The 12,066-nt window shown below is 59.7% G+C and carries 13 protein-coding genes; 8 read left to right on the forward strand and 5 right to left on the reverse strand.

The genetic code is table 11. From position 1 onward, the window contains the following. The first annotated feature begins 107 nt into the window (after positions 1–107). The 3 genes from lptM (at position 108) to ASD46_RS13150 (ending at position 4,465) form a co-directional block, all read left to right on the forward strand. On the forward strand, positions 108–311 hold the full coding sequence (gene lptM / locus ASD46_RS27370) for an LPS translocon maturation chaperone LptM (RefSeq protein WP_003511326.1): 204 nt from the start codon (positions 108–110) through the stop codon (positions 309–311). 13 nt (positions 312–324) lie between these two features. Then, on the forward strand, positions 325–1,593 hold the full coding sequence (gene lysA / locus ASD46_RS13145; protein ID WP_003511327.1) for a diaminopimelate decarboxylase: 1,269 nt from the start codon (positions 325–327) through the stop codon (positions 1,591–1,593). A gap of 178 nt (positions 1,594–1,771) precedes the next feature. Continuing rightward, positions 1,772–4,465 carry a TIGR02302 family protein gene (locus ASD46_RS13150; protein WP_013761784.1) on the forward strand — a complete coding sequence of 898 codons (2,694 nt, stop codon included), beginning with the start codon at positions 1,772–1,774 and terminating at the stop codon, positions 4,463–4,465. A gap of 192 nt (positions 4,466–4,657) precedes the next feature. Here ASD46_RS13150 and ASD46_RS13155 read toward each other — a convergent pair whose 3' ends face one another. From ASD46_RS13155 to ASD46_RS13165, 3 genes are all read right to left on the reverse strand, one after another. Beyond that, positions 4,658–5,017 carry a response regulator gene (locus ASD46_RS13155; protein WP_003511329.1) on the reverse strand — a complete coding sequence of 120 codons (360 nt, stop codon included), beginning with the start codon at positions 5,015–5,017 and terminating at the stop codon, positions 4,658–4,660. A gap of 142 nt (positions 5,018–5,159) precedes the next feature. Continuing rightward, complete coding sequence (gene hpt / locus ASD46_RS13160; protein WP_003511330.1) at positions 5,160–5,702, reverse strand: hypoxanthine phosphoribosyltransferase; 543 nt, start codon at positions 5,700–5,702, stop codon at positions 5,160–5,162. Between the two features lie 70 nt (positions 5,703–5,772). Further along, entirely contained in the window at positions 5,773–6,441 is a 669-nt protein-coding gene (locus ASD46_RS13165; RefSeq protein WP_035199624.1) for a hypothetical protein, read from the reverse strand. Positions 6,442–6,641: 200 nt separating this feature from the next. Here ASD46_RS13165 and ftsE point away from each other — a divergent pair, with 200 nt between their 5' ends. From ftsE to ASD46_RS13185, 4 genes are all read left to right on the forward strand, one after another. Beyond that, positions 6,642–7,301 (forward strand): cell division ATP-binding protein FtsE, encoded by a 660-nt coding sequence (ftsE, locus tag ASD46_RS13170; protein WP_003511334.1) that lies wholly within the window; start codon positions 6,642–6,644, stop codon positions 7,299–7,301. Next, positions 7,294–8,301 carry a cell division protein FtsX gene (locus ASD46_RS13175; RefSeq protein WP_003511335.1) on the forward strand — a complete coding sequence of 336 codons (1,008 nt, stop codon included), beginning with the start codon at positions 7,294–7,296 and terminating at the stop codon, positions 8,299–8,301. Before ftsE ends, ASD46_RS13175 begins: the two co-directional genes overlap by 8 nt. Before the next feature lie 113 nt (positions 8,302–8,414). Next, positions 8,415–9,152 (forward strand): YdcF family protein, encoded by a 738-nt coding sequence (locus ASD46_RS13180; protein WP_003511336.1) that lies wholly within the window; start codon positions 8,415–8,417, stop codon positions 9,150–9,152. A gap of 123 nt (positions 9,153–9,275) precedes the next feature. Further along, a complete protein-coding gene (locus ASD46_RS13185; RefSeq protein ID WP_019564870.1) occupies positions 9,276–10,073 on the forward strand; it encodes a lysophospholipid acyltransferase family protein in 798 nt (265 codons plus the stop codon). Here the strand turns inward: ASD46_RS13185 and ASD46_RS13190 are convergent. After that, entirely contained in the window at positions 10,070–10,597 is a 528-nt protein-coding gene (locus tag ASD46_RS13190) for a gamma-glutamylcyclotransferase (protein WP_013761788.1), read from the reverse strand. The two genes, ASD46_RS13185 and ASD46_RS13190, sit on opposite strands and share 4 nt — an antisense overlap. A 49-nt stretch (positions 10,598–10,646) precedes the next feature. Here ASD46_RS13190 and ASD46_RS13195 point away from each other — a divergent pair, with 49 nt between their 5' ends. Beyond that, the gene (locus ASD46_RS13195; protein WP_013761789.1) at positions 10,647–11,648 is read left to right on the forward strand and encodes a DUF2125 domain-containing protein; all 1,002 of its coding nucleotides are present in this window, start codon (positions 10,647–10,649) and stop codon (positions 11,646–11,648) included. On the opposite strand, the gene ASD46_RS13200 is transcribed toward ASD46_RS13195, so the two are convergent. Beyond that, complete coding sequence (locus ASD46_RS13200; RefSeq protein ID WP_013761790.1) at positions 11,645–12,064, reverse strand: GNAT family N-acetyltransferase; 420 nt, start codon at positions 12,062–12,064, stop codon at positions 11,645–11,647. The two genes, ASD46_RS13195 and ASD46_RS13200, sit on opposite strands and share 4 nt — an antisense overlap. Positions 12,065–12,066: the final 2 nt, after the last annotated feature.

A 12,066-nucleotide genomic window follows, 5' to 3' on the forward strand; every position in this document is an offset into this window, starting at 1 on the left:
TCCGCCGCCCTCATAAATCTGCGTTACGCTGCGATCACAAGAAACAGGGTGCACAAGCGCCCTGTTTTTCGTTATCAGAGAAGCACATATTTCCTTTGGACAGGCTCATGCTTTCAAAAACCGCGCGCAATCTCATCGTTCCCATCGGCATGACGCTCGCCGTCAGTCTTGCTCTCAGTGCCTGCGGGCGAAAAGGCGATATCGATCCGCCGAGCACGCCGGTCGAAATGCGCAACAAGCGCAATGCCGACGGAACCGAGACGAAGCCGGCAACGGCGGAGCGGCCGTTCATCCTCGACAAGCTTCTCTGACGGGAAAAAGCCTGTGAACCATTTTGGCTATATCGACGGCGTGCTTCACGCCGAAAACGTGCCCGTGCCTGAGATCGCCAAGGCGGTCGGCACGCCGTTCTATGTCTATTCGACCGCGACGCTGGAGCGCCACTACAAGGTGTTCTCAGGCGCTTTCGCCGATGTGGACGCCATGGTCTGTTACGCCATGAAGGCCAATTCCAACCAGGCCGTTCTGAGGACGCTGGCAAAGCTCGGCGCGGGTATCGACGTGGTATCCGGCGGCGAATTGCGCCGCGCGCTTGGCGCCGGTGTACCGGCAAACCGCATCATGTTCTCCGGCGTCGGCAAGACGGTGGCGGAAATGGATTACGCGCTGGAAGCCGGCATCTACTGCTTCAACATCGAATCCGAGCCGGAGCTTGAGGTCCTCAACCTGCGCGCCGTCAAGGCCGGAAAAAGGGCGCATGTGTCCTTCCGCATCAATCCGGATGTGGATGCGCGCACTCATGCCAAGATTTCCACCGGCAAAAAAGAAAACAAGTTCGGCATTTCCTATGAGCGGGCGCGTGCGGTCTATGCCCATGCCGCCACTCTGCCCGGCATCGAAGTCACCGGCATCGACATGCATATCGGCAGCCAGATCACAGAATTGCAGCCCTTCGAGGATGCGTTCCGCTTGCTGCGCGAACTGGTGGAATCCCTGCGCGCGGACGGGCACACGATCAGTCACGTCGATATCGGCGGCGGCCTCGGCATTCCCTACCGCGAGGACAATAATCCGCCGCCGCTGCCGGATGCCTATGCGCATATCGTCAAGAACGAGCTAAAGAGCCTCAACTGCAAGATCATCACCGAACCGGGACGCCTGATCGTCGGCAATGCCGGCATTCTGGTGACGGAAGTGATCTATGTGAAGGATGGCGGCGAAAAGAACTTCGTGATTGTCGATGGCGCGATGAACGACCTCATCCGCCCGACGCTTTACGAGGCCTATCACGGCATCCGCCCGGTCGTGCAGCCCGCGGTGGACGCCCCTCGCATCAAGGCCGATATCGTTGGCCCCGTCTGCGAAACGGGTGACTATCTGGCGCTGGACCGCGAGATGGCCGCACCGCAGCCGGGTGATCTGATTGCCGTCAGCTCCGCCGGTGCTTACGGCGCCGTGCAGGCAGGCACCTATAATTCGCGCCTGCTGGTGCCGGAAGTGCTGGTAAAGGGTGACAAGTTCCACGTCATCCGCCCGCGCGGAACCTATGAAGAGCTGATCGCTCTCGATTCAGTACCCGCCTGGCTCGATTGATCCGCCATACATCCGGCTTGGTCGATCACAATTGAGCGAAGCTGCCTAAAAAATGGGGGTGAGCATCCGCTTGCCCTCGTCTTCGCCACAAAGAATGTTATCCTTGCTTCTCATAATACAAGCAGCTCGCCGTTCCGGGAATGGCGTTTGACGTGGCCAGAACCGGGAGAACGGATTGATGACCACAGCCGGAGAGGACAGGACAGGCAGAAAGCGCCCAACCGGCGCATTCGCGCAGCGGCCGGATCTTGCCCGCCGGGTTGCGGCTAAACGCTTCTTCGCAAAAATCGTGTTGTTTTCGGAAAGAGTAGCACCGAAGACGCTGTGGCCGCTTTCCATCGCCGCCGCGTTTCTGGCGCTCGCATGGTTCGGCCTCTACCGGCAAATGCCTGACTTCGTACGGCTGGGCATCGTTTTCCTGCTGGTTTTTGGTTTCATCAGCACCATCCTGCCAATCGTCCGGCTGAAATGGCCGACAGACAACGACGCGTCCCGCCTTCTGGAAGAACGCAATGGTCTCGCTCACCAGCCAGTCGGCGTGCAGGAAGACGAACCGGCGTTGGACACCCCCATTTCCCGCGCCTTGTGGAAAGAACACCAGATCCGTATGGCGGAACGCATCGCCGCGCTGAATGCCGGCCTGCCGAAACCCGATATCGCCCGTTACGACCGCTCGGCACTACGCGCCATTCCCGCCCTTTTTCTGGTTGTCGCCTTCGGTTTTTCCTATTCCAATGGTGCAGGCACGATTACAGATGCCTTCCGTAGCCGACCGGCAGCCGGTCCGCTCAATCCCGATATCCGTCTCGATGCCTGGCTCACGCCGCCCGCCTATACCGGCCGCGCCCCGATTTTTCTGACAGGGCGCGATGCGACGGGCCACGACGCGGTGTCCGTGCCGCAATCCTCCAAACTGACGATCCGCATGACCGGTGGCGATGGCGGCGAGGAAGTGACCTTCGAGCCTGAGACCGCCGGCGCCCTGCAGAAGCTTGCCCCCGAAGCGGCGCGCGCCGACAGCGCAAGTGGCGATGTGGCGGCACAGACAGAAAAACGCGCGCCGGATCAACCTGTCACGCCGCGCACCTTTGCCATGGATGTGACCGAAAGCGGCATGATCACCGCCAATGGCGAACAATGGGTGTTCAACGTCATTCCTGACCAGCCACCGACCATCGGCTTCGACAACATGCCGCGCCGCGCCGTCAATGGTGCGCTGGAGGTGGGTTTCACCGCCAAGGACGACTATGGCATCAAGGAAGCCCACGCCATCATAGAGCCGCTTGGCGTTGCGGAGGGTGCAACAGCACTTTACCCGCCGCCGGAATTCAAGCTCGACCTGCCGCGGCAGAACAACCGCGAGATCAAGGGGCTGACCAGCCGCAACCTGACCGAACATCCTATGGCAGGTAAGCGCGTGCGCATCACGCTGGTGGCAACAGACGGTGCCGGCCAGACCGGCCGCAGCCCCGCGCATGAAATGGTGCTGCCGGGCCGCAATTTCTCTGAACCGCTGGCGGCTTCGGTTGCCGAACAGCGGCAGATATTCTCGCTCGACACGCGCCAGATGCCAAAGGCGATCGCCTATAACGAGGCGGTTGGTCTGCGTCCGGATGAAACCATTCCCAACACCACGCACTATCTCCTGCTGCAATCGGCGCAGACCCGCATGCGGCTCGCCTATAATGAGGAGATGCTGAAGAACACCGCCGATTATCTCTGGGAGATCGCGCTCGGCATCGAGGATGGTGATCTTTCGCAGGCGGAAAAACGCCTGCGTGATGCGCAGACAGCGCTTTCCGAGGCGCTTCAGCGCAATGCCTCCGATGAGGAAGTCGCCAAGCTGATGCAGGAACTGCGTGAGGCGATGCAGCAGTTCATGAGCGAGCTTGCGCAGCGCATGCAGAATGCGCCGCAAGCCAACATGAACCAGCAGGCACAAAACGTCTTGCGGCAGCGCGATCTGGAAAACATGATGAACCAGATCGAAAACCTAGCGCGCTCCGGCAACCGTGACGCAGCACAGGAAATGCTCTCGCAGCTGCAACGCATGATGAACAACCTGCAGGCGGGACGGCCGCAACGTCAGGGCCAGCAGGGGCAGCAGCAAAGCAGCAAGATGCGCCAGCAGATCGACAAGCTGGGTGAAATTTTGCAACAGCAGCAGAAGCTGATGGACGAGACCTTCAAGCTCGATCAGGCGCTGCGTGACCGCATGCAGCGCGGCGACCCGCAGGATGGCGGCGAAGGTCAGGACCCGCAGACGGGTGAAAACGGTGAATCACCGCAACAGGGCCAGCAGGGCCAGCAGAGCGAGAACGGCCAGCAAGGCGGACAGCCGAGCGAGCAGATGACGGCCGAACAATTGCGCGAGGCGCTGAAAAATCTGAGGGCGCAGCAGGACGCGCTGGGCAAGCAGCTGGGCGAATTGCAGCAGGGCCTTCGTGATCTCGGCATGGAGCCGGGCGAAAACTTCGGCAAGGCGCAGCAGGAAATGGAAGGCGCCGGCGAAGCACTCGGCAAAAGCCAGGGCGAACAGGCGGTCGAAGGTCAGGGCAATGCGCTGAACGCGCTGCGACAGGGCGCACAGGATATGATGGGCCAGATCATGCAGGCCATGCGCCAGCAGGGACAGCAGCCCGGACAGGGGCAGGAAGGCATGGCGGGCCAAGGCGGACAGAACGGCCGCGATCCACTCGGCCGTCCGCGCAGCACAACCGGCCCCGATTTCGGCGACCAGGTGAAGGTGCCTGATGAGATCGACGTGCAGCGCGCCCGCGAAATTCTCGAGGCTATTCGCGAAAAGCTCGGCAACAACCCGCCGGGTGAAATCGAGCGGCGTTATCTGGAGCGGTTGCTGGATATACGGTGAGGATGGAGGCCGCCATTCCTAGCGATCGGGCCTGTTTAACCTCGCGCATTTTTGAGGAAAGGCTAGCTTATCAAACACTCAACGTCATCCTCGGCCTTGTCCCGAGCATGACGGCGGAGAGATTTGACAACTCCGCAACAAAAAAGGCGGCCCAAAGGGCCACCCTTTCTCAAATCTCTGTAGCCTTATCGCTCAGGCCGCAAGCGCCCGCGCAACAGCCTTGCGGATATCCGGAAGCGCAAAAGGTTTTGAAACCACGTCCACGATCTTTTCTGCCAGATCATCAGCACGTTCGCGCTGTTCGGCATAACCCGTCATCAACAGGATGCGCATGGCCGGGAAGCGTTCGGCGGCGCGGTGCGCCAGCTCGATGCCATCCATGACCGGCATGCGGATATCCGAAAGAAGGAGATCGAAATTGGTTTCCTGAAGCTTCTCCAGCCCCTGCTCGCCGTCTGCCGCCTCATGGGTCTCGTGACCGTCGAGACGCAGCGCACGGGCAACGAAAGCCCGCAATGCATCCTCATCTTCGGTAATCAGAATCTTCGCCATTAATCATTGCTCCTGGGCATCATTTCCAGCCGTGAGCAACATCGCAGGCTCCTCTTTTCAAGAGGTAAACACCCAGGGTTTCGCTGGGTGAATGGTTAATGAGGCGTCTCCGGCATGTCCCATCCCGGCACGGCAGAAATCGTCAGGCGTCGCCCGTGACGACGCCTACGAAGGGCAGTTCGCGGAAGGCGTAAGCCACATCCATGCCGTAACCGACAACGAAATAATCGGGACATTCGAAACCGACATAGTCGGCCTCCAGATCTTCCTTGCGCTTGACCTTCTTGTCGAGCAGCACGGCGATGGTGACGTGACGGGCGCCGCGTTCGTAAAGCAGTTCCTTGGCGAAACGCAGCGTGCGGCCGGATTCGAGAATATCGTCGATCAGAAGAACATCGCGGTCCTTCACGTCGCTGTCGATATCCTTGACGATCTTCACCCCTTGCGAAACGGTGCCGGCACCGTAGCTCGAAAGCGTGATGAATTCGACTTCGGGGGCAAGGCCGCTGTCATGCAGCGCGCGGATGAGATCGGCCGCGAAAATGAACGATCCCTTGAGCACGGCGATGACCAGCAAATCCTTGGTCGGGCCGCTCGCTATATGCTTGGCCATGTCGCGATTGCGCTCGGCAATCTGCTCGGCGGTGTAAAGCGGCTCAATGTTTTTTCCACGGACGACGGGCATTCTTTCTCCTGTGCTGCGCCTTGCCGATTTTACCTTTCAGTAAAAATACGAAGACCACGCGTTAGCACAGTCAACGTTCGGAAGCACCCGCTTCGACGAAGGAAAGCTTGATCTCAGGCGTTTTTCCACCGGGATGCCGCAACTTTGCCGAAAATCCGTGGCTGAAACCGGGCTGCATCTGCCTGACCGGCGGTTCGATGACCATGCTGGCGACCAGTTGCCCCTTGGCAACGAAGAGGTCGGCGCGAAGTGCCGGCACCTCTTCCAGAGCGGTACCGTTGTTCTCCACAATACCGTTGATGAGCAGGACATCCATGCCGCCAGCCTCCTGCGGCGTGATGGTGACATGGGAAATGGCAAGCGGGTTTGCGGCCGCAACGACCGGCTTTTCCGGCACGACCACCGACAGGCCGCCTGAGCAGATGAAAACAAAAATGACGAGCGCCGCAACCAGCGCCGAATAGGCATCCACAGACAGGCGCGACAATTTGCGGTCCACCCAGCCGATGAACGCGTAACCAAGAGCACTGGCGGTGACGGGCGGTTTTTCCATCTGCCGGCGCATCGCGCCGCGATTATCGTTTCCGGGCTGACGGACACGGTTTTCCTTGATGGTGACAAATTCCGCGTCTACCACATCGGGGCCGGTGTGGGTTGCACGCGCCGTACGGCGCACTGGCGCTTCCGGCATCAGGAGGTCGAAATCGAATGCCGCTTGCCGGCGAGATGAACGGAACATAGCCATAGAATTCCTTGGGTGAGGTTTTCCGGCCCGCAAAACTGGGCATTGCAACGAATCCTGCCAAGTTTTAAATTTAATTGGTTAATGCTTCGCAAAAACGGCTCGCATAGGCCACCGGAACCGGGTTAAACGGCCCATCCGGGCCTCACGCGCCAGCGGTTTGCGAACCACCACGAAACGAAGAGACTGGAAGTCCGTTGATCCATTTCGAAAATGTCGGGTTGCGTTACGGCATGGGCCCCGAAATCCTGAGGGACATGACCTTCGACATTCCCAAGGGTTCGTTCCAGTTTCTGACCGGCCCTTCCGGTGCCGGCAAAACCACGTTCCTGCGCCTGCTGCTGATGTCGCTGCAGCCCACACGCGGCAATATCCGCATGTTCAACCGCGATGTGTCGCGCATTCCGCGCAGCGAGCTGCCCATGTTGCGCCGCCGCGTCGGCATCGTCTTTCAGGATTTCCGGCTGCTCGATCATCTGACGACCTATGAGAATGTCGCCCTGCCGCTGCGTGTGCGCGGCAAGGAAGAAAGCGCCTACCGCAACGACGTCATCGAGCTTCTGAAATGGGTCGGGCTTGGCGAGCGCATCAATGTGCTTCCGGCCATCCTCTCCGGTGGGGAAAAGCAACGCGCCGCCATTGCCCGTGCATTGATGGACCAGCCGGAAATCTTGCTGGCCGACGAGCCGACCGGCAACGTCGACCCGCCGATGGCCAAGCGCCTTCTCAACCTCTTTCTGGAGCTCAACCGGCTGGGTACCGCTGTGGTCATCGCCACCCATGATTTCGGCCTGATGGACCAGATCGACGCACGCCGGATGATCCTCACCGAAGGGCGGCTCGACATCTATGAATGAGATCAACCGCAAACAGTTAAGACCAGAGGCGACCGCACCGAAGCGGCCGCCGATGCGTATCCGCCCGATGGCACCCATTCTGCCGCCTTCCAACATTCAGGGCAATGCGCTGATGGTGGTGATCGCCATCATGGCCTTTCTCGCCTGCCTGACGCTTGGTGCCGTTTCCATGGTGCGTGCCACCGCCGCCACCTGGCAGAGCCAGATTTCCCGCGAAATCACCATTCAGATCAAACCCGAGGACGGGCTGGACATGAATGCAGCGCTCACCAAGGCGCGTACTCTGGCGCTCACCTTCGTCGGCACGCGGGATGGCACGATCCTCGATGACGCCGCCACCGCGCGTCTTCTGGAGCCGTGGCTCGGCAGTGGCCTCGATCTTTCCGAACTGCCGGTGCCGCGCCTCGTCGTGATTACCATCGATGAAAACCACCCGCCCGATTTTCAGGCCATGCGCGATATGCTGAAAGCTGAAATTCCACAGGCGTTTCTGGATGACCACCGTACATGGGTCGACAGGCTCGTCTCCATGGCCAGGACCACTGTCATGATCGGCGTCGGGGTCCTGATCCTCGTCTTCACCGCCATGGTGCTGACGGTGGTGTTTGCAACGCGCGGCGCGCTTTCCGGCAACCGGCACATCGTCGAGGTGCTGCATTTCGTCGGCGCCGAAAGCAGCTTCGTCGCGCGGGAATTCCAGAAGCACTTCCTGAAGATCAGCCTGAAAGGTGCGGCAGCGGGCAGCGCCCTTGCCGCGGCGGTTTTCCTTGCCGCCGGTTTCTGGCAATCGAGCACGGTTGCTACGCCGCAAAGCGATCAGGCAAGTGCGCTTTTCGGCTCTTTTTCCGTTGGCCTCAGTGGTTATATCGGCATCGCCACGACGATGATCATCATCGCGCTGCTCACCACGATCACCGCGCGTGTGACCGTCATCCGCACGATCGACGATATCGACCGCGTCCGTTCCGATCCGTCTAAAAGCGACGGTGTCGCATCGTGACGCCGTCTCCCGGATCTCGTGAGGAAACTGCACCCTTCACACGCCGGATGTAACTTGCGGACGGTGGACAAAAATGCCTGTTCCTTGCCTTAATCGGCGAGTATTCAGGAGGAATGTTTGTGAGTCGGACGGACCATGATCAGGAGCAGACGACCACGCGACAGGCAAAAAAGGGCCTGTTGTCGCGGCGAAGTCGCCTGCGCCGTTTTATTCGCGGTCTCATCCTGCTTTGCGTCATTACTCTCGGGGCTTTTTCCGGCGGTTTTTTGTGGTTCGCAGATTCGGTCGCCTCCATGCGCCCGCCCGAAGGCGCCAAGGGCGACGCGATCATCGTTCTGACCGGTGGTTATCAGCGCATCGAACAGGCGGTCGGCCTGCTGCGGGACGGCGTTGGCAAGCGCCTTCTGATTTCCGGCGTCAATCCGGCCACCACCCGCACGCAAATCCGCAAGATGACGCAAGGCTCTTCGGACATGTTTTCCTGCTGCGTGGACATGGGCTACAAGGCCATAGACACCATCGGCAATGCCAACGAGGCGGCGAGCTGGATACGCGACCACGGTTATTCCTCCATCGTCGTCGTTACGAACAATTACCATATGCATCGCAGCCTGCATGAACTGCACAATGCCAGCCCGCAGACCCAATTCATCGCCTATCCCGTTATCAGCGCCGACCTTGCCCGCACCAACTGGTTCGCGGAGCCAGATGTAGTCCGAACCATGCTCTACGAATACATGAAATTCGTGATTGCAGCAGGACGCGACCTGACCGGGCTCGGCAAGGGCGACGGGTTGCGCAAGGCGGGCGCCGATCACCCCACGATCAAGGCGGCAACCTCTTCCCCGTGAATGGAAAGAACGGAGAGAACACGCTTGCTGCGGAGCCTTGTTTTCGTGTAGGCGTCTGGCATCGGCATCCGGCATCGAGGCGCGCCTGAGCTTCGGAACGGCTGCAACCCGGGAAGTCTGTCGATGCTCAAGCTGCGCTCTTTTCTTTTCAATACGCTGTTTTATCTCAATCTGATTGTCCGCATGATCGTGCTCACGCCGATCTATTTCATCCTGCCGCGCAGAGTAGCCTATGAAATCCCCAAGAACTGGGCGCGATCCAACCATTGGCTGATGAAGACCATTGTCGGCACCACCTTCGAGATCGAGGGGCTGGAAAACATTCCCGAAACCGGCTGTATCTTCGCCCCCAAACACCAGTCCTTCTGGGACACCTATGCGCTGCTGCCCAACCTTCCCGATCCGGTCTATATTCTGAAGCGCGAGCTTTTGTGGATCCCGCTGTTCGGCTGGTATGCGATGAAGCAGCGCATGATCCCGGTCAACCGCGCCGCGCGCGGCAAGGTGATGCTAAAGGTCATGGAGCGGGCGAGAGAGGAGATGGCGGCTGGCCGCGAACTCATAATCTATCCCGAAGGCACACGCCGGCCACCGGGCGCTGAGCCCGAATATCGTTATGGCATCGCACGTCTTTACCGCGACCTCAAAGTCCCCGTCATTCCGGTCGCCATGCATCCCGGCCTCTTCTGGCCACGCCGCTCGACAATGCGTTATCCCGGCCATTTCAAGGTGCGGATCTTGCCGGCCATCGAGCCGGGACTGGACCCGGACGTGTTTTTCAAGACATTGATCGAGGTGACGGAAAAGGCGAGCGACGAGTTGCTGCTGGAGACCGCGCGCAACAATCCGCACCTGCCGCTGCCACCGACCGCCGTGAAGCGTATCGCAGAACTTCAGGGGCAAGACACTCCCGCCGGCTAAACCGCGATCGTGCCGACACTGGCGGCAATGCTTTCCAGCAGCGTGTCGCGAATACCCATATCCTGCAGATGCTGCACGGTATTGAAGACGTAATCGGTATTCGGTCCGGACCGGCCCGATGCGGCAGCCACGATCGTAGCCGCTTCCGCGACACCCAGACCACCAATATACTGCTCGTGGGCGGGATCGGCCACATAGGTCACGGCACTGCCTCGCGTGCCATCGGCGAGCGCAATGGCAACGACGCGTTCCTTGTAGACATTCGTTACCAGCTCGCGCTCGCGCAGATAGGCCATGACCGGACCATGGTCCGCTCCGCGCACGCGAAAGGCAACGCCGAGGCAGGAGCCGCCGCGCTCCAGACCGAGAACAAGGCCGGGCTTCTCCTCAGTGCCGCGGTACACATTTGAACTGATGCAGAGGGAGCGTCGATAACCGTGCAGCCGCGCCTGCTGCCTTTCCTCAAAGGCAAAGCCCGGGTTCCACATCAACGAACCGTAGCCAAAGACCCAAAAATCGTCCATATCCCAAGCCAAATCGAATTTATCTGAAGTCTGTTCATCGGAGATCAATATGGCATCGTCAAGCCAATCCGGCACGGTCAAAAAATTCCTCTGGCTTGGTATCGCCGTCGTGCTGGTTATCGGACTTTACACGGCCGGGTGGTTTTATGCCGCCGACAAGCTGAAGCAGACGGTTCTGAACGTCATCTCGCCTTCGCAGGCCAGAAACGTCAGCGGCGAATGCGGCGACATTGCCTTCAAGGGTTATCCGTTCCGCATCGGCCTTTTCTGCTCCAAGGTAACGGTGGACGACAAGCAGAATGGCGTTTCAGCCTCGTTCGGAGAATTGCGTTCCGCAGCGCAGGTCTACAATCCCGGCCACATTGTCTGGGAACTGGATGCACCGGCTGAAATCCGCACCGCGCATGGTCTGACGGTTTCTGCCCTCTGGCAGAACATGCAGTCGAGCATCGTCACCAAGCTTAGGGGTATCGACCGCACCTCGCTTGTCATTGACGGCCTGAAGGCTCAGGCGGTTTCCACCGTTACCGGCCAGACGATCGATTTCGATGCCGCCAAGACGGAAATGCATCTGCGCCAGAACGGCGCCGATCTAGACGGCGCGATAACGTTGACCGACTCGTCAACCGTCATCAAGGATTGGCCGCAACTTCTGCCGCGCCTCAACGCCATCGCCGATGTCACCCTTGCCGGCAAGGCGGGTATGGTAGACGGCAGCGATACGGCCGGGCTTTACGGTGCGAGCGGCGAGCTTCGCCGGCTGGTCGCTGATATCGGCGAAGGCCGCACCATGCGTATCAGCGGCCCCTTCTCCTTCGATAATGAGGGCTATCTCTCCGGCCAGTTCAAGCTGGAGATCGAAAAGCTTGACGCCTGGTCGGACAATGCCAAGCAGGCGTTTCCGCAGCTGCAATCCACCATCGATACCGCCCGCAAAATGCTCCGCGCACTCGCCGGCGGCGGCGACAGGGCGTCCGTCGACCTCGTGGTGGATCGCGGCCGCGCCACCGTCAGCGGTTTCATTCCGCTGGGGAAGATCCCGCCGATTTAACAGAGAGCTTTTGTAAAAAACACCTCAGCGGCATCCTGAATTTTTGAAAGATGCAGGATGCCGGCTTCTTTGTATCCATTGCGACGATGCCACATCTGCGGTTCCCGCTCGTCCTGCTGGCTGGACGTCATCACCAGTGAGGCACCCTGCTCACGCATCAGAGTTTCCCAAAAAACTGTAAGCGTTGCGCCGACGCCATGTCCCCGAAACTCGGGAACGACGCGGATCATGTCCATGTAGGGAATCTTACCCCAGAACATCGAGAACCGCAGAAAACCGACTAGAATCGTATCTTCTTTCGCGACGAGATATTCGCGGCGTCCGACGCAACGCCGCAACCAATCCTCATCGATCCATTTGTCTTCCCGCAGCAGCCATTCGATATCGTCATCCGTCGCCGCCGATATCAATATCACTT

Source organism: Rhizobium sp. Root491 (genome assembly GCF_001427205.1).
Lineage (GTDB): Bacteria > Pseudomonadota > Alphaproteobacteria > Rhizobiales > Rhizobiaceae > Agrobacterium > Agrobacterium tumefaciens.